Here is a 21,648-nt window from a genome sequence, read left to right on the forward strand (position 1 = left end):
GTGGCGTTCGGATGCTCGCGCAGATAATTGAGCGTCCACAACTCCAGCGGATGCACGCTCGCGATATAGCCGCGGTCATTTAGATTGAAGCGGTCGATTCCGTATTTGGCGTAGAGCTTTGCGAGATCTTCATCGTCGAGTATCGAGGCGGCCGGCGTGTTTCTCAGCGCGGCGCGCATCTTCTCGTTGAACCACGCGTTGGACTCGTCGGGCGCGACGCTGCGCAATACGGTCGCGACTTTCGGCGGCGATTTGCGCACGCCGAGCAGCAACAAAGCGAGCGCCTGGTCGCGCGTCTTGCCGTGATACTTCGTATAGAACCGGTGCATGTATACGCGGCTTTCCTGATCGGCGAAACGCGTCAGATACATCTTGCGAATCGCGGGATCGTTTAGCCACTGCGACGAAGGCCCGGTCGTCTGCACCATCTCATAGTGAACGATGTCGCGCATCATCCGCACGAACACGAGATTCACCGAATGCTGGAACGCGCGACGAACCGTGAGAATGCGGCTGTTGTCGTCGGAATCGAAATTGTTGAAGCTCTGCGCGCCGCCGCCTGTGTAGAACGTTTCGCCGGGACTCGCCGAATATTTGCGTTCGACGGCCGCATCGAGCATGGGTTGCAATGAGCGGTCACGTGTATGCGACAAGTAGTCGAGCGCCCAGCGCGTCAATTGATCGTTTGGATCGGGCTTGATGGCTTTCAGCTCCGTCGCGCTCAGAGCGGCGTAACGGCCATGCAGTTGAGAGACGATCTGCAAATACGTCACCATGGTGCGCAGTTTCGCGGTGGAACCGAGATTGAGCCGCGCGCCGGAATTGATGTCGAACGGCTGGTTCACGCTGTCCGTTTGCACTCGCACGAGGTTCGCGCCGTCGCGCCGCTCGAATAGTGTGAAGCTGTAGGCGATTTTCGACGGATCGTCGGACGCGCGCAGCATTTCGAAACCGACGAGACCCGCGGCCTTCGCGCCCTCGCGTGTGGCGGCGGCGGCAAGCCTCTCGCTCACGGCCTGTTGCACGGCATTGTTGAGCGTGCCCGTGGCTTGCAGATCGAGCCGGTCAAGTTCGTAGAAGCTCGGAATGCCGAGCGCCGCGAGCAGGTTCGAGCGCATCGACGTGACGGCTTTGCGCGACACGAACGAGCCCGTGTTTTGAGCGGGTTTTGGCGCGCGGTGCAACTGCACGTTCGTCGACAGCGCCGCATCGCGCAGCGCGGCGGAAATCACGCCGCCACTCGCGAGCAAGCGCAAATAGCTGTCCGTCAGCCGCTCGAGTTCGGGATAGCCGCGATGCAGGAAATACGACGGCGCGCGCTGCGCGATCATCAACGACAGTACTTCGCGGAAGGCTTCTCCTTGCGCCGCCAAATTCTCTTCACTTGAAGGCGCGGCGAGTATGCGGTTCACCTCTGCGAAATCGCGGCCGTACCACGCGGCGAGGCCGTCGCCCATGCCATTGATTTCGCCGATGCCAGGTTGCGCGGCCAACGGCACCGAATTCAGGTAATGCACGACGATCTGCTGACGTGCGGGCATCGTTTGAGGGCCGTTCAGATAGGCACGCACAGAAGCGGATGCAATCTGCCGCAGCTTTTCCGGAGGCGTTGCAGTGCGGCCGCCCGCCGAGTGGCGGAATTTTTCGATCTGCGTGGCGAGCGTGCTGCCGCCAGGCGTCGGCTGATGATGATTGAATACGCGCGCGCCCTGATCGGCCAGCGCGCGGCTAAAGCGTCCCCAGTCGATAGCCGGATTACGGTTCGGCTGGTTCGGATCGAGCAGATAGCGGTCTTCGATAAAGAGCAGCGAATTGACTATGACGGGCGGAATCGCCTCGAAGCTCGCATAGGCGCGGCCTGGAAAATTCGCGCTGAAAAGCGCTGCGCCAGTGCCGTCGAAGAGTTGCAAACCGGCCTGGTCTTTCTCGGCATACGGCAGAAAAAGACTTCTGTCCGCGAGCGAAAGCATGCGTTCCGAATCGCGCGCCTGTGCGGTGATTTCAAAGCCGCGTTGCAGCAGGCGCTGCTGGATGGACGGCAGCAACGCGTAACCGAGGCGCGTGTCGTAAGGACCTTTATCGGTTTCGGGAAAGCGGATGGAATGGCTTGGACCGTCATCGACCGTGAAGCCGACGTCGCGGGTCAGTTCGGACAGATAGTGCGCTTGCAGCCGGGACGTTTCTATTTCGAGCTGGCATAAGCGTGCAAGCCACGCCAAGCCCAGCAACAACGCCGCCGCCAGCGCCCATTTGATCCACTTGCGCACCGGGCTGGTGCCGGTGGCGCGAAGCGGAAACCGAACCGATGGCCGATTCATGACTGCTCTCCCCGAACGGGCGCCAGGCTCGTAAATCCGGCACCCTTTAAGGAGTTTAGCTCGGACGCCCGCACGCAATTGGTTCGGATAAACCCCCAGTGTCGCGGCTACAACACCCGCTGCGGCGACATAGCAAAGTGCGAATTACCGTGCGATATTTAAGGTCTGCGCGATGTCGGCCGCGAGTGGGTGTGTCAGTCGAAAAACCCGCTTGTTCAGGCGGCTTTTCGTTTCGTGGCGGGTGCGCGCTTTGGCTTTGGCTTCTGCATGTCCGGCTCGTCGCGCATCTTCATGTGCTGCCGCAGCAATTCGACAAAGCGTTCCGCTGGCGGCGACAGCACGCCGCCTTTGCGCGTCACGACACCGAAAGTCTGCGAAGGCGATTTCAGTTTGACCGGCACCGCGCGCAGCATTTTTTGCCGAATGAACATCTCGGCGATGGCAGTCGGCAACAACGACACGAGATCCGCGCGGCTTTGCAATAGCGCGACGGTCACAAAAGTCGACGCGGTGGAGATCGGATTATCCGGCATCGTGAGCCCCGCCAGATCCATCTCGCGTTCGAGCAGCGCGTGCAACGGCATATGCGACGGATACATCACCCAACGATGATCGGCCAGATCGCCGAGCTTCACTTCCTTTCTCGGCAACGGCGGATGACCATAGCCCACCACCACCGATAACGGTTCATCGGCAAGCGGACGATACTGGTATTTCGATGGATCGGCTGCCACGGCGGCGCGGCCGATCATGAGATCGAGGCGGCCGTCGTCGAGTTGCGCGAGCATGCGCGCGCTCGTGTCCTCCACCACTTCTATCGACAGGTTCGGATGTCCCGCATGCAGCCGATTGACGGCGGGAATCACGCACTGCGGAATAGCGCCCATGATCGCGCCGATCGCGAGGCGCCCGCCGCGCCCCGAGCGTATTTCAGCGACGTCCTGACATAACGCGGTGAGGTCCGTCGCGACGAGGCGCGCATGGCGGATCACGCAATGCCCGAGCTGATTCGGAATCATGCCGCTTTTCGAGCGCTCGAAAAGCGGTGCTTCGAACATCGACTCGAGTTCCTGCAACGCTTTGCTCGCGGCAGATTGCGTCATCGACATGAGGCCGGCCGCTTTATGCAGCGACTTCTGGTGGTCCAGCGCGATCAGCAATTGCAACTGCTTCATGCGCAATTTGCCGAGCAGAACGTTCAACGTGTTTTTCATGAAAGCCGCGGTGAGTCGTAAAAGCGATCACAGGATGGAAACAATTCAATATACCCGGCCGCCGCAGCGCCGTATAGTCGGCGGTGGAGACATCGACACTGCCGTGCCCTACCACTTCTAAAAGGCGCCCGAATCATGAGCCAAACCACCCATGCCGCCGCGATGCGCGGCGTCTTTCCCGTTGCTCCCACCATTTTCGACGACGCCGGCCGGCTCGATCTGGAAGGCCAGAAGCGCTGCATCGATTTCATGATCGACGCGGGTTCGAACGGCCTGTGCATTCTGGCGAACTTCTCCGAACAGTTCGCGCTTTCGGACGACGAGCGCAACACGTTGATGCACGTCGTGCTCGATCACGTCGCGGGCCGCGTGCCGGTGATCGTCACGACCACGCATTTCAGCTCGCATCAATGCGCGGAGCGCAGCCACCGCGCGCAAGAAGCCGGCGCCGCGATGGTGATGGTCATGCCGCCTTATCACGGCGCGACGATCCGCATCGGCGAGCGCGGCATCGAAGAGTTTTACCGCACGGTGTCCGATGCGATCGACATTCCTATCATGATCCAGGACGCGCCCGTTAGCGGCACGCCGCTGTCCGCGCCGTTTCTCGCGCGCATCGCCCGCGAAATCGAGCACGTGTCTTACTTCAAAATTGAAGTGCCGCAAGCCGCCAACAAGCTGCGCGAACTCATCCAGTTGGGCGGCGATGCAATCGTGGGTCCGTGGGACGGCGAGGAAGCCATTACGCTGATGGCCGATCTCGATGCGGGCGCAACGGGTTCGATGACAGGCGGCGGCTATGCGGACGGCATTCGTCTGATCGTCGACGCGTACGCCGCCGGCGATACGGAAGCCGCCGCCGCGCATTATCAGCGGTGGCTGCCGCTCATCAACTACGAAAACCGCCAGGGCGGCCTCGCATCGTGCAAGGCGTTGATGAAGGAAGGCGGCGTGATTGGCTCGGACGCGGTGCGTCATCCGTTGCCGGCGATGCATCCCGCGACGCGCGAAGGGCTTCTCAAGATCGCGCGGCGGCTCGATCCGCTGGTGTTGCGCTGGGGCAGATAAAGCGCGGCCGTGTCTTGCGGCAAGTGAGCGGCTAAGCGGCTGGACGCGGACACGCGAATGCCGCTACGCTAGCCGCCATGGACAACTTTTACGAAGCGACTGTCGCTCGCCCCTCTGCTTACGCGCCGCTCGCCGGGCGCCACAGCGTCGACGTTTGCATCGTCGGCGGCGGGCTTGCGGGACTCTCGACGGCATTGGGGCTGGCTGAACGCGGCGTCGCGAACGTCGCCGTGCTCGAAGCGCGGCAAGTCGGCTTCGGTGCATCGGGGCGCAACGGCGGCTTCGTGTTCGGCGGCTATAGCCTCGACTGCGCCGATCTGCTGAAAACGCTAGGCGCGGTTCGCGCGCGCGAGCTTTACGCGCTCACGACCGACGCCGTCGATGTGATGCGCGCCCGCATCGCGCGCTATCGCATCGATTGTGACGCAACCGACGCCGGCGTGATTCTCGCCAACTGGTTCGACGAACCGGCGCGTCTCGACGCGCAACGGCGCCTGATGCGCGATTCGTTCGGCGTCGATTGGGAACCGCTGACGGCAGACCAGCTTGCCTCGCAATTGAAGACGCGCCGTTATCACGGCGGTCTCTTCGAGCGCAATGCGTTTCACTTTCATCCGCTGAAATACGTGCTCGGCGTAGCGAATGCCGCGGCCAATGCGGGCGTGCGGATACACGAGCAGTCGCCTGTCGTGCGTTTGCAGCGCGAGGGCGCGGGCTTTATCGTGCATACGCCGCAAGGCGCAATCGACGCGCGGCACGTCGTGATGGCGGGCGGCGGTTATGCGCGCAACGTCCATGCGAAAGTCGAGCGCGCGGTGCTGCCCATTGCCACCTACGTGATGGCGACGGAGCCGCTCGGCGCGCGTCTGCAAGATGCAATCGATACGCGCGCGGCCGTCTACGACACGCGCTTCGCATTCGACTACTACCGGCCGTTGCCCGATACGCGCATTCTGTGGGGCGGACGCATCTCAGTACGAGATCGCGCGCCTGAAGTCATCGCGCGATTACTGCGGCGCGACCTGCTAAAGGTGTATCCGCAACTACACGACGTGCGCATCGACTACGCGTGGGGCGGACTGATGAGCTACGCGCGTCACAAGATGCCGCAAATCGGCCGCGGCGCGGACGGCGTCTGGCACGCGGTCGGCTTCGGCGGACACGGCATGGCGCCGACCACCGTCTCCGGCGAATTGCTGGCCGCAGCCATTGCGGGCGAGCGCCCGGTGCCCGAAGCGTTCGCCGCGTTCGGTCTGACGCCCGCATATGGCGCGCTCGGGCTCGCCGCCGCGCAGTTGACCTACACCGCGATGCAAACGCGCGACGCGCTCGCCGCGCGCCGCCGGCTATCGCGCCGCCCACATTAAAGGCGGCCGGCGCGTGGACTGCATTCAAGCCGTCTCGAGCGGGCTCGATGCAACGCTCGACACGCTTGAACCTCGCGTCGGCGCGGGTTTTCGCCATGCTAGAATGCGCCGTCACCGCCGCTCGAATAGACAATGAAAAAGGGAAGCAAGGCCGCCGGGCCCGATACCAACGGCATCCCGTCCGACGCGACGCAGAAGGACGCGCGGCGTAGCGATGTCCGCCGCAAGTACGATCCCGAACAAACCAAACGCAATATCCTCGACGTCGCGACGCAGGAGTTCTCCGCGATGGGACTGACGGGTGCGCGCGTCGATGCGATCGCGGAGCGCACCAACACCACCAAGCGCATGCTGTACTACTACTTCGGCAGCAAGGAAGGGTTGTATCAGGCGGTGCTCGAAAAGGTGTATGGCGACATTCGCGCGCTCGAACAGGATCTGCATGTCAGCGAACTCGACCCCGTGGAAGGCATGCGCGCGCTGGTCGAATTCACGTTCGACTATCACGACCGCCAGCGCGACTTCGTGCGCCTCGTGACGATAGAAAACATTAACGGCGCGAAGTATGTCGAGCAGGTGAAGAGCTTTAAAGGCCGCAACGTCACCGTCATTCACACGATAGAAGATCTGCTTGCGCGCGGTATCGCGGCGGGCAAATTCCGCAATGACGTCGATGCAATCGATCTGCATCTGCTGATCAGTTCGCTGTGCTTTCATCGCGTCGGCAATCGTCATACGTTCGGCACGGCGTTTGGCCGCGATCCGTCGCATCCGAGATTGCGCGCGCGTCATCGCGCGATGATCGTCGACGCTGTGTTGCGTTTCGTGCGTAAGGAAGATTGAAGCGAAGGTTGAAGCGCGTCGCTCGCAAATGCAAAACGGGACGTGGCTTGCGCCACGTCCCGTTTTTTATCGCGCTTGAGTTTGCGTTTGCAACTGCGTTTGCACTCAAGCAACCGCTCAGTCCACCAGCACGATCCGCTTGATGTCGCCGACGATAAAGATGTACGACAGCGCGCCAATCAGCGCCACGATGCCGATAAACACCAGCGCGCCGACAAACGATCCCGTCGCCGCGACGATAAAGCCGACCACGAGCGGCGTCACGATGCCGGCCAGATTCGCGGCGAAGTTGAAGATGCCGCCCGTCACGCCGAGCAGTCCTTCGGGCGCGATATCGGACACCAGCGTCCAGCCGAGCGCGGCCATGCCTTGCGCAAAAAACGCCACCGACAGAATCGCTATCACCGCGACGTTGCTCTCCACGTAGTTGGCGAGAATGATCGTGGACGCGAGCAACAAGCCGGCGATGATCGGCAGTTTGCGCGCGACGTTCGCCGACTTGCCGCGACGCAGCAGCCAGTCCGAAAAGAGCCCGCCGAACATCACGCCGATCGACGCCGCAATGAACGGCATGATCGCGAAGAAGCCGATTTTCAGCCAGCCCATATGACGTTCGGTCGCGAGGTAAGTCGGGAACCAGGTGAGAAAGAACACGAGCGTCGAGTTGCCGGCGAACTGGCCCAGACAGATGCCCGTCAATTGACGATGCTTCAGCAAGCGGCCAATGGTGCGCCATTCGAAGCCGCTTTTCGCGGGCGCCGCGGCAGAGGCGGCGCTGCTATGCCGCTGCGTGAGACCGCCGCCTGCTTCGATATAGTCGAGTTCGGCCTGATTCGCCGACGGATGATCGCGCGGCTCGCGATACAGCAGCCACCAGATGCCGCCGAACACGATGCCCACGCCGCCCACCACATAAAAGAGCGAACGCCAGCCGAATGCGCCCATCAGCATGAACAGGAACGGGCTGAAAAACGCGAGCCCGATATATTCGCCGACGGTGTAGGTGCCCGTCGCCATCGCGCGTTCGCTTTGCGGGAACCACGTCGCGACGACGCGGCTATTGGTCGGAAAGCACGGCGCTTCGGAGACGCCGAGACCGAGGCGGAATACGAACAGACCCGCAATGCCATGCACGAGCCCTTGCGCGAGCGTGCATAAAGACCAAAAGGTCATCGACAGAAAGTAAGTCAGCTTGCTGCCGAAACGGTCGAGAAAAAGCCCGCCTGGAATCTGCGAAGCGACGTAGCTCCACGAGAACACCGAGAACAGCAGGCCCATCATAGCGGCGTTGATGCCCAACTCTTTCGTCAACTGCGGCGCGGCGATGCCGAGCACTGTGCGGTCGAGATAGTTGATCATCGTGCCGACGGCGAGCAGTCCGAGTATCTGATAACGCGCATTCGAGCGGCGCGCCGTGCTCGTGCTCATTTTCGTATTTGCGCCGGACTGTTGATTGGCGTCGGATGGACTGGATTGAATCGGTTGTGGCATAGGTGGTCGTCTCCTCAAACTATTTAGGTATCCGTCATTTACCGGGATGTGCGACCGGTTAGCGTTCCAGCAGTGACTGGAAATGCGTATAGACGCGCTCGGCATCCGGTTCGAGCCCGGTGAAAATACGCATCGCGTCGACTGCCTGGTACACCGCCATGCCGCCGCCCGACAACGTGCGGCAGCCGAGCGCTTCCGCGGCCTGGAGCAGCGCGGTGCGAATCGGGAAGTAGACGATGTCCGCGACCCACAAGTCGCGATGCAGCAATTCGGCGGGCAACGGCAGGCCAGGCAGCTTCGCCATGCCGGTGGGCGTCGCGTGAATCAGGCCGTTGGCGGCGGCGAGCGTCTCGCCGAGCGAGCTGCCGGCAGTGACCGTGCGATCGGCGAAGCGCTTCTGCAATTCGGCGGCAAGCGATTCGGCGCGCGCGGGATCGACGTCGAACAGCGTGAGCGTTTGCGCGCCCATTGCGAGCGCCGCATGCGCGACGGCCGCGCCTGCGCCGCCTGCACCGAGTTGCACGACGCGTTCGAGCGACACGTCAGGCAAGCCGCGTTGAAAAGCGCGCGCAAAGCCGGACCAGTCCGTGTTGTGGCCGATGCGTTTGCCGTCCTTGAAAAGCACAGTGTTCACGGCGCCGAGCGCGCGCGCATCGTCGGACAATTCGTCGAGCAGCGGAATCACCGCCTGCTTGCACGGATACGTGATGTTCAGGCCGTTGTAGCCCATGCGTTCGGCGGCAATCAGCAGATCGGGCAGCGCCGAAATGTCCAGCTTCAACGCTTCGAGGTCGATGCGGCGATACACGTAATGCAAGCCGAGCTTGCTGCCTTCCTCCTCGTGCATGGCGGGGCTCAGCGAGCCGCTGATCCCCGCGCCGATTAATCCGACCAGATATGAATTGGCGCTGGCCTGCGCGTTCGTTTGTGCATTCATTGGCGTAGTCATTTCGCCGCCCTATTCTTAAGGATGGTGACCATGCGCTCGAGCGCGAGCACATAGCCTTGCGTGCCGCAACCGACGATGATCGCGTCCGCCACAGCCGACACATACGAGTGGTGACGGAACGCTTCGCGCCGATGCACGTTCGATATGTGTACTTCGATGACGGGCTTTTCGATGGCGGTGAGCGCGTCGGCAATCGCGACGGACGTGTGCGTGTACGCAGCCGGATTGATGACAATGCCGTCGACCTTCGTGCGCGCAGCGTGCAGCCAGTCGATCAGTTGATGCTCGGCGTTCGACTGGCAGAAATCGATGGACAGATCGAGGCGCTCTCCCGCATCGCGGCAAAGCCGGGCGACGTCGTCGAGCGTCTCGGAACCGTAGATAGCCGGCTCGCGTGTGCCGAGCAGGTTGAGATTCGGTCCATTGAGGACCAGTACTGACGCAAAGCTCATAGTCGTCTCCAGCGGGTAGAACAGGAAGCGCAGAGCCGCGGGCTCGCAACGCTTCTCAACGTATGGCGAAGTGTGCGCGCATTCAGCCGTGTCCGTCATTCGGGGTTTATACGAATTTGTACCATCTAGTTAGTTTGTATAGACTGTCGGAAAATGCGCTTATTCTGGGAAATTCTGGCCTGCGTCTTGCTCACAAAGTAACGAACCAGGCCATTTGACGCATCGCAACATCGCTGCGAAGAGCCTGCGCCGTAGCCACAGCGCGCGATCGCGATAAGCCGTCTGACCGTTTTTGCAGGAGCTGTTCATGCAACGTTCGATTGCCACCGTGTCGATCAGCGGCACCCTCGTCGAGAAGCTGACCGCGATCCAGGCGGCCGGCTTCGAGGGCGTCGAGATTTTCGAAAACGATCTGCTGTATTTCGACGGTTCGCCCGCCGACGTACGGCGCATCGCCGAAGATCTGGGCCTGAAAATCATGCTGTTTCAGCCGTTCCGCGATTTCGACGGCGTGAGCGCGGAGCGTCTCGCGCGCAATCTGGATCGGGCAAAACGCAAGTTCGATGTGATGCACGAACTGGGCACGGATCGCATCCTGGTGTGCAGCAACGTGCAGCCCGACACCCTCTGCGACGATGCGCTGATGACCGACCAGCTCGGCGCGCTCGCGCAGGCGGCCGAGGCGGCCGGCGTGATCGCCGGTTACGAAGCCCTCGCGTGGGGCCGGCACGTCAAGACGTACCGGCATGCGTGGAAGCTCGTGAACGCGGTGAACCATCCCAATCTCGGACTTGTGCTCGACAGTTTTCATACGCTGTCGCTTGGCGACACCGTCGACGGCATCGCGGATATTCCAGGCGAGCGCATCGCCTTCGTGCAGATCGCCGACGCGCCGAAGCTCGCAATGGACGTGCTCGAATGGAGCCGCCACTACCGCTGCTTTCCAGGCCAGGGCGATTTCGACGTCGCGAACTTCACGGCTCAAGTCGTGAAAGCGGGCTACAAGGGCCCGCTTTCGCTGGAAATTTTCAACGACGGCTTTCGTGCCGCGCCGACCACGATCACCGCCGCGGACGGGCATCGTTCGCTGCTGTTTCTCGAGGAGCAGACGCGTGCGTTGCTGGACAGCGAGCGGCAACCGGCCGGTGAGCTCTATGAGTCGCTGGCCGCGCCCGCGCATGTCGGCTACCAGTTCCTCGAATTCGCCGTGGATCACACCACGCGCGCGCATCTCGCCGACTGGCTCGGCAAACTGCGCTTTCGCCAGGCGGGCCAGCATCGTTCGAAAGACGTGACGCTTTATCAGCATGGCGCCGCTTCGATCGTGCTGAACGCGGAGCCGGATTCGTTCGCCAATGCGTTCTTCCAGCAGCATGGTTTGTCGCTGTGCGCGTCGGCGTTTCGCGTCGACAACGCGAATCAGGCTTTCGAGCGGGCCGCCGGCTTCGGCTATGCGCCGTTTTCCGGCCAGATCGGCCCGAACGAACGCGTGCTGCCCGCGGTGCAGGCGCCGGACGGCAGCCTCAATTACTTCGTCGACGAAACGCCTGACCAGCCGACCTTGTTCGAAGCCGATTTCGTTCTGACGGACATCAACGGTCCGGCGGAAGTGGGGCCGCTCAGCCGTATCGATCACGTGTGCCTTGCCGTGCCGGCGAATTCGCTCGATACGTGGGTGCTGTTTCTGCGCACCGCGTTTGGCTTTCAGGCGGAGCCCGGCGTGCTCGTGCCCGATCCGTATGGCCTCGTGCGCAGCCGCGCGCTGCGCAGCCGCGACGGCTCGGTTCGCGTGGTGCTGAATGCGTCGGTGGATCACCATACTGCGGTCGCCGAAGCGCTGCATACCTATCATGGCTCCGGTCTGAATCATGTCGCGTTCAGCACGGGCGACATCTTCAGCGCAATTCCCGAATTCGTCGCCGATGGCTTGCCGGTGCTGCGCATTCCGCGTAATTACTACGACGATCTGGCCGCTCGCTACGCATTGCCGGACGAGATGCTCGACGCGCTGCGCGAGCACAACATCCTGTATGACCGCGATGAGCGCGGCGGCGAATTTTTCCACGCTTATACGGAACAGCTCGATCAGCGCTTCTTCATGGAGATCGTCGAGCGGCGCGGCGGGTATGACGGCTATGGCGCCGGCAACGCGGCGGTGCGGCTCGCAGCGCAGGCGCAGCGGCGGAGATAGGCGGCGCTCAGCGTTGGCGTGTCGGCGGGTTGGCTTCTTCGCTTTTCGCCGCCGCTACCGGTTCGTGACTGAGCAAAGCTACGCGGCAGGCACGCGCCGTGCGGATCGGTTAGACACGGGCTCTCGCCCGATATAATGCAGCCTGATTCGCGGTCCGCGCCGCGCGGCTGCATCGCCGGTCATGTCGACGGCGGTGTCCGCAGCGTGAGCCCGAGCCCGCTCGTCGCGGGCTTGCGCCCGCACTCACCGCCCGCCGAACGAAACGCCAGGAGAGATATGAAGAAGTTTGCCGTAGTCCTGTCAGTTCCCCTTCTTTTCAGCGCTTGCGCCTACTTCCAGAAGAATCCGGACGCCGGCGAGCCGGTCACGGACACCACCACGCAGCGCTCGGTCAACGACGTCATCGCTTGCCTCACGCAACTCGCGACGAACCACAACGCCGCTTTCAAATCCACGTCGATCCCGCAAGGCCAGATGCTCGACTTCGGCGATTCGAACATCGTCAAGGTGCGCAGCGACAATGGTGCGACAACGTACCGCTTCTACGCGGGCAAGCGCCACGTCAATAATCTGTGGATCGAAACCGCGGGGAAAACCTGCGCGCCGTAAGTCACGCAAGCACAGCAGAAAGCAATCGAAAGCCCGGCCGTTAAGGGTTGGTAAGCTGCGCCGCTGCCATCTTCGTGTCACGGTGTTACAGGACAATGGTTCTTAAGAACCGTTTAAGACTTCGTCCCCATCATGCCTCGGACACTACCGCACGAGGTGCGCACCATGAACCAGCCCGAACAAAATACCAACGACAACCCGCCGCCGGCGAAGCGCCCCACCATCCTGCGCCGCCTGCTGAGCCATCACGAACTGGCGACGCTGCTGCTCCTGCTGCACGCGCCGATCGACGCGTCCGCGAAACCCGAGATTCCGCAACTGCACGAAGCCGGTCTGATCGAAACGATTTCGAACGATGCCGGCGGCTCGCGCATCCGTTTGACGTCCGAGGGCAATGCCGTGCTGCGCGGACTCGGTGTTAAGTAACGCTACGCCTGCACACCTGCGCTTGCCACGGTTACGCTTGCCACACGCCGTACCCCGCTTCACGCAGTCCAATCGCCAATTCGACTTCCATGTCCTGTGCGCCGCGATAGGGCATCGGATTGAACACTTCGTATAACTCGGGCACGAGGCGCAAGCCGTAGTCGCGCACGTAGCGATTCGCCTGAATGCCGGCCTTGTGCCGGTCGAAGCGCAGATCGGGATCGAGCCCGGTCATCCCCACATACACGCAAGGCTTGTCGAACCGGTAGTCCGGATTCGCGCGGCGAAAGCGCGGCTCGTTCCAGACGGTGTCGTCGAGCAAGACGACGTACACGTAATAGTGATGCTTGCGGCGAACCATAAGCCAGGTTCAGTTCCTCGACGTGCCGTGCAGCAGCATCCGGTATTCGGTCGGCGTGACGCCGACAGTCGCCTTGAATTGCCGCGTGAACGCGCTGTGATCGGTGTAGCCGCATAGCGCGGCGACGTCGGTGACCTTGTCGTTCGAGACCAGCAGCGCGGTCGCGGCATCGAGCCGCGTCTTCAGCAGAACCTGACGCGGCGTCAGATGAAACACCTTGTGAAAGTAGCGCTCGAGCTGCGCGACCGACATATCCGCCATTGCAGCCAGTTGCTTCAGGTTCAGCGGCTGCACGTAGTTTTCCTGGATGAACTGCACGACCGTCGCGAGCCTGCTATACGCGGGATGGCTGCTCTCGTCCGCTCTCAGATCGCGTGAGATGCCGGCCAGTCCGATGATCTTGCCCGCCGCGTCGCGCAACGGCTGCTTGCTAGTCAGGCACCAGCCCGGCTGACGTCCCGGATAAAGATGCAATTCGAGCTGATCGATCATCTGATTGCCGACGTGGATCACGCCCTCGTCCTGCGCCGTGTAGATGCGGCCGAAGCGGCGCGGAAACACGTCCTCGGCGGTCTTGCCGAGCAGCGCCGTTTTCTCCTTGAAGCCGCAGCGCGAAGCGAGCGTGCGGTTCACGAGCGCGTAACGCGCGTCGGCGTCCTTCACGAAGAAAACGACGTCGGGCAGCGCGTCGAATACGGGCTCGAGCTGCCGGAAGTGCGACAGCATGGCGGACAACGGTGCTTCGTCAGGGGGAAACTGATGAGCCAGCGTGTTCATCGTGCGGGTCCCGTGGGTCCGAGCCGGTTGTGAGGGCGGATGCGTGAGCGGTTTGTGAGGCTTGTGGCGCTGCGTTGTTTGCAGCCGATGCGGTTCGGTTCTGGTCGATTCACCATGCGTGCGCCGTCGATTATAAAGCCGCCGATTCGCCGACAATATGCGCGTGCCGGCGATGATCGGCGCACGTCATTCGGTCTGGGGCGGATGCCCGGCCGCTGCGATCAGCGTGCCGATTTGCGCGGGACTGAATGGCGGACGCGGCGCCGCCGATGGCCAACCGAAGTACACGTTGGCGGCGGTCCCGCAGATCTTTCCCTGGCAGGCGCCCATCCCGCAACGGGTGTGCAGCTTGGCGTCGCGCCAGTTCTGGAACGCGCGCACTTCGCCGACGCTGACGTCTTCGCAGCGGCATAGCAGGGTGTCGTCGGCGGGCGGGATGCGCGCGGCGGGCTGCAGAGCGAAGGCGGTTTCGACGCGCGCCGCGAAGCGGCGCCAGCGTTGGCGTTGTGCGTGAAGCGGGCGGAGGCGGGAGCTTGCGGTTAGTTCGGGGCTCGATCCGTCGACGCTGCTGCGTTCACCCACGCCCAACCCGGCGATTTCCCCTTCGATCGACGCCAACTCCGCGCCGCCCACTCCCGTGCACTCGCCCGCCGCGAACACGCCCTCGACCGAGGTGCGCTGCGAAGCATCGACGACGATGCCGCCTGCTTCGTCGATCGCACAGCCGAGCGCCTGCGCGAGCGTGACATTCGGCACCAGCCCAAACCCGCACGCGACACGCTCGCAATCGAGCGTCACCCTGCGCTCGCCGCGCCGGATCGTGACCTGTTGCACGCGGTCTTCGCCGTGCGCCGCTTCGACCATGCTGCTCGTCCAGTAGCGCGTGCCGCCGAAACCGCGCGTCATTCTCACGGCCTGCCGCAGCTTCGCGGGTTCGCGTAGAAGCGAAGCGCCAAAACGCGCGACCTTTATGGCCGAAGCCTGCTCGACCACCGCGAGCACTCGCGCGCCGGCTGCGCGTGCCGTGGCCAATGCGGCGATCAGCAACGGACCGCTGCCCGCAATCACGACGCGCTCACCGCGTACCGGCATGCCGCCTTTGATCAGCGCCTGCAGCGCGCCCGCGCCGGTGACGCCGGGCAGCGTCCAGCCGGCGAACGGCAGCAAGCGCTCACGCGCGCCCGTCGCCAGAATCAGGCGCGCGTATGTCATGCACACGCCGCCTCGTTCCGCCGATTCGACCAGCAGACCGCGCGGCGCGAGCGGCGCGATGACGCGCGTCGATGGAAAATGAGTCACGTTGCCCTGGCGGCTTAAATCGGCGAGCAGAGCGCACAGCGGCGACTGCGGCGCCGAGCCTGGCCCCTGCCGCCAGATCTGGCCGCCGACGCGCGGATTGTCGTCGAGCAACGCGACGGTCGCGCCTTCGCGTGCCGATGCAAGCGCGGCGTGGAGACCGGCGGGGCCGGCGCCTACTACGATCACGTCGAAGTGCTGAGTCACGGTGCGTTCACCTTCTGCGTATGCACGACTTGCCCATCGCGGCACAACGTCTGGCACGCAAGCACATGCGCGCGTCCATCTACCGTTACGCGGCATTCCTGACAGACACCCATCCCGCAGAGAACAGCGCGCGGCTCGCCGCGCATGGACACCCGCGTGCCGCTCGCGCAACCGCCAACCACCAGCGCCGCCGCCACAGTCGTCCCAGCATCGACCTCGACAGCCACTCCGTCGATCATCACCCGAACCCGCGCCTCGCCACTCTTACTCATGCGCCACCTCGTGCACGAACCGCCCCGGCAGATAAGGCTCGACCGGAATCGCCGCCGTCTCTCCGACGATCTGCGCGGCAAGCAGCTTCGCCGTCGCAAGCGATGTCGTCACGCCCAGCCCCTCATGCCCAACGGCGAGCCACACGCCGGGCGCGGCGTCGCCGGCCGGACCGATCAGCGGCAGGCCATCCGGCGATGCCGCGCGAAAGCCGGTCCATGCGCGAATGCCGTTGAGCTGCGGCAGCATCGGCAGATAGTGCGCGGCGCGCTGCAGCATCTGCGCGAGCACGGGCATCTCGACTGCGGGGTCGGTCGTGTCGAACTGGCGCGATGAGCCGATCAGCAACTGCCCCGTCGGCCGCGGCTGCGCATTGAACGCGACGGACGTGCCCGTCGCGTGGTGCGCGCTCTTGATATAGCCGAGCTCGAGCAATTGATGATGGATCAGCTCGGGGTAACGGTCGGTGATCAGCAGATGGCCCTTCTTCGGTTGCAGCGGCAGCGTCGGCACGAGTTCGCGAGCGCCGAGGCCGTTTGCGACGATCACATGCCGCGCGCCGCGCCGCTCGCCGTTCGCGAGCGTGACGCCGGTTGCATCCACGGAAACAACGGACGCGCCGAGCCGCACGCCGATGTTCGCCGACGCCGGCGATTGCGTCAGCAGCCACTCGGCGGCCGTCGGCGCGTACACGATGCTGTCGTGCTCGATGCGCAAACCGCCGACAAGCGACGCCGCCACCGCCGGCTCGCATTGGCGCAGCGCGGACGCGTCGAGCAGTTGCGCTGTAACGCCATGCGCTTCGTAAGCGGCGTGCATGGCGCGGGCGGCTTGCCATTCTTCTTCGTCGGCGGCGAGCCAGAGCGTGCCGCAGCGCGCGAACGCGTCGCGCGTGCGCAGCCGAGGCGCGAGTTGCAGCCAGAGGTCGCGCGAATAGAGCGAGAGCGCCAGTTCAGCGGGCGAGTCGTTCATCACGACGATATGGCCCATCCCGGCCGCCGTCGCGCCGCCGCCGATGCCTTGCGCGTCCAGCACCTCGACGCGCATGCCGAGTGCGGCGAGTTCGGCCGCGCAGGCCGCGCCGACGATGCCCGCGCCGACGATCAAGACATCCGCCGTCATGCCGTGCGGATGCCCCACGCAAACGGATCGCGTTCGTCGAAGCAAAGCCGCCCTTCCGCCGTGATATGCGCGTGTCCGGTGATGGTCGGAATCACGCCGAGGCCGTCGTCCGCGTGACGATAGCTCGCCTCGAACACGCTGCCGATAATGCTCTCCTGCCGCCACACCGCGCCTTCGGCGAGCTTGCCGTCCGCCGCGAGGCACGCCACTTTCGCGCTGGTGCCCGTGCCGCACGGCGAGCGGTCGTACGCGTTGCCCGGACAGAGCACGAAACTGCGGCTGTCGATGCCGTCGCGCGAACCCGGCTCGAAGAGCTCGATATGGTCGATCAACGCGCCGTCGGCGCCGGTGAGCCGCTGCGCGATCAGCGCGTCGCGGATCGCGGCGCTGAACGCCGTCAACTCAGGAATGTGCGCCGGCTCCAACGGACGGCCATGTTCGGCGACGAGGAAAAACCAGTTGCCGCCCCAGCCGATGTCGCCCGTCAACACGCCATATCCCGGCACGTCCACTTGAACGGCCTCGCGATAGCGATACGCCGGCACATTGCGCACGGCGACGCTGCCGTCGTCGTTGAGCGTCGCTTCCACCACGCCGACGGGCGTCTCGATCCGATGACGCCCCGGCGCGATCCGCCCCATATGCGCGAGCGACACCACGAGGCCGATCGTGCCGTGTCCGCACATGCCGAGATAGCCGACGTTGTTGAAGAAGATCACGCCGGCCGCGCACGACGGGTCGTCGGGTTCGCACAGCAGTGCGCCGACCACCACGTCCGAGCCGCGCGGTTCGGTGACGATGCCGGCGCGCCAGTCGTCGAAGCGCGTGCGGAATACGTCGAGCCGCTCTGCGAGCGTTCCGCCGCCGAGATCGGGGCCGCCGGACACGACGAGGCGGGTCGGTTCACCGCCGGTGTGGGAGTCGATGATATTGAGCGTTTTCATGACGCACATGGTAGGAACGGCGCACGCGCGAGTCTTGGTGCGACTGCGCGTGGATTGTGACGATTTCGGCATAGGTTGTAGTTTTACCGCTGCGTGGTTCCGCAGGCCACGCAACGCTGAATGAACTTGCGGCCGCGCCTCGGCCGCAGCGGCAAAGGCACGGCCGTTTGCCCAGCGCGGACCGCCGCGCACGCACCGGCCAGCCGCCTCTTAACATATCGCAAAAACGCAGCACCGCCCCACGGCCGCATTGCGGCCCAGAACCCCACTATGCCGAAATCGTCATCCGCCACGCGCGATTGACGCAAGACGGCGGCGTTTTCGCTGCTTACACTGCGCTTCGACTCATCACATTCAGGAGAGCAGTCGTGGCGCATATCTGGGAAGGCGTATTGCCGGCGGTCACCACCAAGTTCAACGCGGATTTCAGCATAGACCGTGCGTGGACCGCAAAGAATATCGAAGCGCAGATCGACGCGGGCGTGGACGGCATCATCGTGTGCGGATCGCTTGGCGAAGCGTCGACGCTCTCGCTTGACGAAAAGCTGGAAGTGCTCGACATCGCCGTGGACGCCTCGCGCGGCCGCGTGCCGGTGCTGCTGACGATCGCGGAAAACAGCACGCTCGACGCGTGCCGCCAGGCCGAACACGGCAGCCGGCGCGGCGCCGCCGGTTTCATGGTGCTGCCGGGCCTGCGCTATCTGTCCGATCGGCGCGAGACGCTGCATCACTTTCGCAGCGTCGCCGACGCAAGCGCGCTGCCGCTGATGATCTACAACAATCCGCTCGCGTACGGCGTCGATATGACGCCCGAGATGTTCGCCGAAATCGCCGACGAGAAAAAGATCGTCGCGATCAAGGAATCATGCGGCGACGTGCGGCGCGTGACCGATCTGATCAACGCGGTCGGCGACCGCTTCGCGATTCTGTGCGGCGTCGACAATCTCGCGATGGAAGCCATCCTGATGGGCGCGCATGGCTGGGTGGCCGGTCTCGTGTGCGCGTTTCCGCATGAGACGGTGGCGATTTACAAGCTGTTGAAAGCGGGACGCCTGGAAGAAGCGCGGGCGATTTACCGCTGGTTCGCGCCGCTGCTCGCGCTCGACGTATCGTCGAAGCTGGTTCAGAACATCAAGCTCGCCGAAGCGATGGTGGGACTCGGCACGGAGCCGGTGCGCCCGCCGCGCCTGCCGCTTGCGGGCGACGAGCGCGCGGCGGTGGAAGCGTTGATCCGCAAGGCGCTTGAAACGCGGCCGCAATTGCCGCGCCTTTGAGCGAGTGCCGGTGTGCGAGTTTGAGCGTGAATAAAGGCTTCAGGCCGCCTGCGGCTGCGCGTGCACGGCGTCCTCGTGACGCAGATGCAGCAGCCTGTAGCCGCTCTTATAAACCGGCTGCAAGCGAAACTCGTTTTGCGGCTCGATTGCGAGCAACAGACGCAGCCGCGACACGTGGCTGTCGATGGTGCGCGTGAACTCGCGGAATTCGCGGCCCCACACCATCGCGAAAATGTGATCGCGCGACATCACGCGGCCAATGTTCGAGAAGAACAGCGAAGCGAGCCGGTATTGCGTGCCGGACAAGGCGACCGGCTGGCCGCGCAGCATGACGACCTGGCGATGCGTGTCGAAGCGGTACGGGCCCACGTCGAAGCTCGCGGTGCCGAAGCGCTCCGGATAGGCGCGCCGCAGCAACGCCGTGACGCGCTCGCGGAATTCGGCCGGGCGCAGCGGCAGTGACGCGTAGTCGTCGGCGCCGTTGACGAACGCGCGCACCATGCTCTCCTCGGACGTGTCGCGCGACACGAAAATCACCGGCATCCGGTCGCCGCCGACCGCGCGCGCCGTGCGCAACACCTCGGTGCCCGACAGGCGCGTGCCGTGCCAGTCCAGCACCAGCAGATCCACGGTGGATCGGGCAAGCGTTTTCGACATGGTGAGACCGTCGTCGTAGCCCGCGCAGGTATGGCCCGCGCTCGTCAGAATCTTTTCAATCGACTGACGCATGACGGGATCACGTTGGAGAATGGCAATGCGCATGGGATGACTCATAACTGATGGCGTGGACGCGATTCTCGAAGGCCCACCCGCGCTATCCCATAGGACCAATCCTAATTTAGCGTTTGCTCAGACGAATCCGCTCGACGAATCGCCGACGGACTACAGCCGACTTCCTGTACCCAGGCCCGGCTTTCCCCAAGCCCGCCACGAAACGCGGACTCAAGCAGAACTTTCCCAATCTAATTAAGCACTTCCCGAGGCGAATCGCTTTCATCCTGTAAAATCGCCGGTTGGCTTACTTCGTCATCGCGCCGCCCTACCCGGGACGGCGCGCCGGTGTCCCGCGCTCTACCCAGCCGTTGCCACACTTCTCGCCCGACGAGCGCCGTTTTTCCACGCCACACGTGGTTTCCAATTCAACACAACGACATAGCAATGCAAGCGACAAATCTGGGTGGAGCGCAGGCTGTCACCCCACGCCCGCTTGGGCGCAGCGACTATAAAACGCTCGGCCTCGCGGCCTTGGGCGGCGCGCTCGAGTTCTACGACTTCATCATCTTCGTGTTTTTTGCGCCGGCAATCGGCCAGCTATTCTTTCCGGCCGCGATGCCGGATTGGCTCCGCCAGGTGCAGACCTTCGGCATCTTCGCCGCGGGTTATCTGGCGCGGCCGCTCGGCGGCATCATCATGGCGCACTTCGGCGATCTGTTCGGCCGCAAGCGCATGTTCACGCTGAGCGTGCTGCTCATGTCCGTGCCGACGCTGATGATGGGTCTCCTGCCCACCTACGCGAGCATCGGCGTGATGGCGCCGGTTCTTCTGCTGCTGTTTCGCGTGATGCAGGGCGCGGCGGTCGGCGGCGAGGTGCCGGGCGCGTGGGTGTTCGTCTCCGAGCACGTACCCGAGCGGCACATCGGCTATGCGTGCGGCACGCTGACGGCCGGGCTGACGGCGGGCATCCTGCTCGGCTCGCTGATCGCGTCGGCGGTGAATCGCAACTTTGCGCCCGCTGAAATCGCCGATTACGCGTGGCGCATTCCGTTCCTGATCGGCGGCGTGTTCGGCATGTTCTCGGTTTATCTGCGCCGCTGGCTGCACGAGACGCCGGTGTTCGCCGAACTCAAGCAACGCAAGGCGATTGCCGCCGAAGTGCCGCTCAAGGCCGTGCTGCGCGACCACGGCCGTGCGGTCATCGTGTCGATGCTGCTCACGTGGATGCTGTCGGCCGCGATCGTCGTCGTGATCCTGATGACGCCGACGCTGCTGCAAAAGCAGTTTCACATCGCGCCGGCCACCGCGCTGCTCGCGAACTGCGTGGGGACGCTGTGCCTGACGATCGGCTGCGTGATGGCGGGCTCGATCGCCGGGCGCGTCGGCGCGGGGCGCACCATTTTCATCGGCGGCCTGGCGCTGGCGGCGACCTACTACGCGATGTTCCAGCAACTCGCCGTCGATACGTCCACGCTCGTGCCGCTGTACGGCGTGACCGGTCTGCTCGTCGGCGTGATCGGCGCGATTCCGTTCGTGATGGTGAAAGCCTTTCCGCCGGTCGTGCGCTTCTCGGGCATCTCGTTTTCGTACAACGTCGCGTACGCGATCTTCGGCGGGCTGACGCCGATCGCCGTCTCGCTGATGATGAAATCGAATCCGATGGCCGCGCCGTTGTACGTCGGCACGATCTGCGTGCTGGGCGCGCTGACTGCGCTCTTCATCAAGGACGCGCCGCACAAGCGCTGATCCTCCGTG

General features: G+C 63.8%; 20 protein-coding genes. 8 read left to right on the top strand and 12 right to left on the bottom strand.

All coding sequences use genetic code 11. The features are described from left to right. Positions 1-2,318 (bottom strand): transglycosylase domain-containing protein (locus BGRAMDRAFT_RS30220; protein ID WP_044022006.1); only part of this gene is annotated, 2,318 nt, incomplete at its 3' end. Positions 2,319-2,533: 215 nt separating this feature from the next. After that, entirely contained in the window at positions 2,534-3,532 is a 999-nt protein-coding gene (locus tag BGRAMDRAFT_RS30225; RefSeq protein ID WP_006052714.1) for a LysR family transcriptional regulator, read from the bottom strand. Positions 3,533-3,667: 135 nt separating this feature from the next. On the opposite strand from BGRAMDRAFT_RS30225, the gene BGRAMDRAFT_RS30230 reads away from it, so the two are divergent. The 3 genes from BGRAMDRAFT_RS30230 to BGRAMDRAFT_RS30240 all read left to right on the top strand — a co-directional run bounded on the left by BGRAMDRAFT_RS30230 (position 3,668) and on the right by BGRAMDRAFT_RS30240 (position 6,810). Next, positions 3,668-4,600, top strand: a complete 933-nt coding sequence (locus tag BGRAMDRAFT_RS30230; RefSeq protein WP_006052715.1) for a dihydrodipicolinate synthase family protein — start codon at positions 3,668-3,670, stop codon at positions 4,598-4,600. Positions 4,601-4,677: 77 nt separating this feature from the next. Beyond that, the gene (locus tag BGRAMDRAFT_RS30235) at positions 4,678-5,967 is read left to right on the top strand and encodes an NAD(P)/FAD-dependent oxidoreductase (protein ID WP_006052716.1); all 1,290 of its coding nucleotides are present in this window, start codon (positions 4,678-4,680) and stop codon (positions 5,965-5,967) included. A gap of 132 nt (positions 5,968-6,099) precedes the next feature. Next, the gene (locus BGRAMDRAFT_RS30240; RefSeq protein ID WP_006052717.1) at positions 6,100-6,810 is read left to right on the top strand and encodes a TetR/AcrR family transcriptional regulator; all 711 of its coding nucleotides are present in this window, start codon (positions 6,100-6,102) and stop codon (positions 6,808-6,810) included. Positions 6,811-6,927: 117 nt separating this feature from the next. Here BGRAMDRAFT_RS30240 and BGRAMDRAFT_RS30245 read toward each other — a convergent pair whose 3' ends face one another. The 3 genes from BGRAMDRAFT_RS30245 to aroQ are packed head-to-tail and all read right to left on the bottom strand — an operon-like array spanning position 6,928 to position 9,702. Next, on the bottom strand, positions 6,928-8,301 hold the full coding sequence (locus BGRAMDRAFT_RS30245) for an MFS transporter (protein WP_006052718.1): 1,374 nt from the start codon (positions 8,299-8,301) through the stop codon (positions 6,928-6,930). 58 nt (positions 8,302-8,359) lie between these two features. Beyond that, positions 8,360-9,238: a shikimate dehydrogenase gene (locus BGRAMDRAFT_RS30250; RefSeq protein ID WP_157140695.1), complete on the bottom strand. Its 879-nt coding sequence runs from the start codon at positions 9,236-9,238 to the stop codon at positions 8,360-8,362. An 8-nt stretch (positions 9,239-9,246) separates the two neighbouring features. Beyond that, positions 9,247-9,702, bottom strand: coding sequence for a type II 3-dehydroquinate dehydratase (aroQ, locus tag BGRAMDRAFT_RS30255; RefSeq protein WP_006052720.1), 456 nt, complete (start codon positions 9,700-9,702; stop codon positions 9,247-9,249). Positions 9,703-10,009: 307 nt separating this feature from the next. On the opposite strand from aroQ, the gene BGRAMDRAFT_RS30260 reads away from it, so the two are divergent. From BGRAMDRAFT_RS30260 to BGRAMDRAFT_RS30270, 3 genes are all read left to right on the top strand, one after another. Further along, positions 10,010-11,893 (top strand): bifunctional sugar phosphate isomerase/epimerase/4-hydroxyphenylpyruvate dioxygenase family protein, encoded by a 1,884-nt coding sequence (locus tag BGRAMDRAFT_RS30260; protein WP_006052721.1) that lies wholly within the window; start codon positions 10,010-10,012, stop codon positions 11,891-11,893. 276 nt (positions 11,894-12,169) lie between these two features. Beyond that, entirely contained in the window at positions 12,170-12,502 is a 333-nt protein-coding gene (locus BGRAMDRAFT_RS30265; RefSeq protein WP_006052722.1) for a hypothetical protein, read from the top strand. Positions 12,503-12,667: 165 nt separating this feature from the next. Then, positions 12,668-12,928: a hypothetical protein gene (locus BGRAMDRAFT_RS30270; RefSeq protein WP_006052723.1), complete on the top strand. Its 261-nt coding sequence runs from the start codon at positions 12,668-12,670 to the stop codon at positions 12,926-12,928. Positions 12,929-12,959: 31 nt separating this feature from the next. On the opposite strand, the gene BGRAMDRAFT_RS30275 is transcribed toward BGRAMDRAFT_RS30270, so the two are convergent. The 6 genes from BGRAMDRAFT_RS30275 to BGRAMDRAFT_RS30300 form a co-directional block, all read right to left on the bottom strand. Then, the gene (locus tag BGRAMDRAFT_RS30275; RefSeq protein ID WP_006052724.1) at positions 12,960-13,289 is read right to left on the bottom strand and encodes a hypothetical protein; all 330 of its coding nucleotides are present in this window, start codon (positions 13,287-13,289) and stop codon (positions 12,960-12,962) included. Between the two features lie 9 nt (positions 13,290-13,298). Further along, entirely contained in the window at positions 13,299-14,066 is a 768-nt protein-coding gene (locus BGRAMDRAFT_RS30280; RefSeq protein WP_006052725.1) for an AraC family transcriptional regulator, read from the bottom strand. Positions 14,067-14,252: 186 nt separating this feature from the next. Then, a complete protein-coding gene (locus BGRAMDRAFT_RS30285; RefSeq protein ID WP_006052726.1) occupies positions 14,253-15,569 on the bottom strand; it encodes an FAD-dependent oxidoreductase in 1,317 nt (438 codons plus the stop codon). Beyond that, a complete protein-coding gene (locus BGRAMDRAFT_RS30290) occupies positions 15,566-15,841 on the bottom strand; it encodes a (2Fe-2S)-binding protein (RefSeq protein ID WP_006052727.1) in 276 nt (91 codons plus the stop codon). Before BGRAMDRAFT_RS30290 ends, BGRAMDRAFT_RS30285 begins: the two co-directional genes overlap by 4 nt. Beyond that, the gene (locus BGRAMDRAFT_RS30295) at positions 15,834-16,961 is read right to left on the bottom strand and encodes an NAD(P)/FAD-dependent oxidoreductase (RefSeq protein ID WP_006052728.1); all 1,128 of its coding nucleotides are present in this window, start codon (positions 16,959-16,961) and stop codon (positions 15,834-15,836) included. The genes BGRAMDRAFT_RS30290 and BGRAMDRAFT_RS30295 overlap by 8 nt, the downstream gene beginning before the upstream one ends. Further along, positions 16,958-17,914, bottom strand: a complete 957-nt coding sequence (locus tag BGRAMDRAFT_RS30300; RefSeq protein WP_006052729.1) for a 4-hydroxyproline epimerase — start codon at positions 17,912-17,914, stop codon at positions 16,958-16,960. The genes BGRAMDRAFT_RS30295 and BGRAMDRAFT_RS30300 overlap by 4 nt, the downstream gene beginning before the upstream one ends. A gap of 359 nt (positions 17,915-18,273) precedes the next feature. Here BGRAMDRAFT_RS30300 and BGRAMDRAFT_RS30305 point away from each other — a divergent pair, with 359 nt between their 5' ends. Then, a complete protein-coding gene (locus tag BGRAMDRAFT_RS30305; RefSeq protein WP_006052730.1) occupies positions 18,274-19,179 on the top strand; it encodes a dihydrodipicolinate synthase family protein in 906 nt (301 codons plus the stop codon). A 39-nt stretch (positions 19,180-19,218) separates the two neighbouring features. Here the strand turns inward: BGRAMDRAFT_RS30305 and BGRAMDRAFT_RS30310 are convergent, their stop codons facing one another. Continuing rightward, positions 19,219-19,941 carry a response regulator transcription factor gene (locus BGRAMDRAFT_RS30310; RefSeq protein WP_006052731.1) on the bottom strand — a complete coding sequence of 241 codons (723 nt, stop codon included), beginning with the start codon at positions 19,939-19,941 and terminating at the stop codon, positions 19,219-19,221. A gap of 396 nt (positions 19,942-20,337) precedes the next feature. Between BGRAMDRAFT_RS30310 and BGRAMDRAFT_RS30315 the strand changes: the two genes are divergently transcribed. Next, positions 20,338-21,639 (top strand): MFS transporter, encoded by a 1,302-nt coding sequence (locus BGRAMDRAFT_RS30315; RefSeq protein WP_006052732.1) that lies wholly within the window; start codon positions 20,338-20,340, stop codon positions 21,637-21,639. The last annotated feature ends 9 nt before the right edge of the window (positions 21,640-21,648 follow it).

The organism is Paraburkholderia graminis C4D1M, from assembly GCF_000172415.1.
Classification (GTDB): Bacteria; Pseudomonadota; Gammaproteobacteria; order Burkholderiales; family Burkholderiaceae; genus Paraburkholderia; species Paraburkholderia graminis.

Excerpts from the sequence above, each read along its gene's own strand:
- BGRAMDRAFT_RS30225 (WP_006052714.1), bottom strand. The coding sequence starts at position 3,532 with ATGAAAAACACGTTGAACGTTCTGCTCGGCAAATTGCGCATGAAGCAG.
- BGRAMDRAFT_RS30230 (WP_006052715.1), top strand. The coding sequence starts at position 3,668 with ATGAGCCAAACCACCCATGCCGCCGCGATGCGCGGCGTCTTTCCCGTT.
- BGRAMDRAFT_RS30235 (WP_006052716.1), top strand. The coding sequence starts at position 4,678 with ATGGACAACTTTTACGAAGCGACTGTCGCTCGCCCCTCTGCTTACGCG.
- BGRAMDRAFT_RS30240 (WP_006052717.1), top strand. The coding sequence starts at position 6,100 with ATGAAAAAGGGAAGCAAGGCCGCCGGGCCCGATACCAACGGCATCCCG.
- BGRAMDRAFT_RS30245 (WP_006052718.1), bottom strand. The coding sequence starts at position 8,301 with ATGCCACAACCGATTCAATCCAGTCCATCCGACGCCAATCAACAGTCC.
- BGRAMDRAFT_RS30250 (WP_157140695.1), bottom strand. The coding sequence starts at position 9,238 with ATGAATGCACAAACGAACGCGCAGGCCAGCGCCAATTCATATCTGGTC.
- aroQ (WP_006052720.1), bottom strand. The coding sequence starts at position 9,702 with ATGAGCTTTGCGTCAGTACTGGTCCTCAATGGACCGAATCTCAACCTG.
- BGRAMDRAFT_RS30260 (WP_006052721.1), top strand. The coding sequence starts at position 10,010 with ATGCAACGTTCGATTGCCACCGTGTCGATCAGCGGCACCCTCGTCGAG.
- BGRAMDRAFT_RS30265 (WP_006052722.1), top strand. The coding sequence starts at position 12,170 with ATGAAGAAGTTTGCCGTAGTCCTGTCAGTTCCCCTTCTTTTCAGCGCT.
- BGRAMDRAFT_RS30270 (WP_006052723.1), top strand. The coding sequence starts at position 12,668 with ATGAACCAGCCCGAACAAAATACCAACGACAACCCGCCGCCGGCGAAG.
- BGRAMDRAFT_RS30275 (WP_006052724.1), bottom strand. The coding sequence starts at position 13,289 with ATGGTTCGCCGCAAGCATCACTATTACGTGTACGTCGTCTTGCTCGAC.
- BGRAMDRAFT_RS30280 (WP_006052725.1), bottom strand. The coding sequence starts at position 14,066 with ATGAACACGCTGGCTCATCAGTTTCCCCCTGACGAAGCACCGTTGTCC.
- BGRAMDRAFT_RS30290 (WP_006052727.1), bottom strand. The coding sequence starts at position 15,841 with ATGAGTAAGAGTGGCGAGGCGCGGGTTCGGGTGATGATCGACGGAGTG.
- BGRAMDRAFT_RS30295 (WP_006052728.1), bottom strand. The coding sequence starts at position 16,961 with ATGACGGCGGATGTCTTGATCGTCGGCGCGGGCATCGTCGGCGCGGCC.
- BGRAMDRAFT_RS30300 (WP_006052729.1), bottom strand. The coding sequence starts at position 17,914 with ATGTGCGTCATGAAAACGCTCAATATCATCGACTCCCACACCGGCGGT.
- BGRAMDRAFT_RS30310 (WP_006052731.1), bottom strand. The coding sequence starts at position 19,941 with ATGCGCATTGCCATTCTCCAACGTGATCCCGTCATGCGTCAGTCGATT.
- BGRAMDRAFT_RS30315 (WP_006052732.1), top strand. The coding sequence starts at position 20,338 with ATGCAAGCGACAAATCTGGGTGGAGCGCAGGCTGTCACCCCACGCCCG.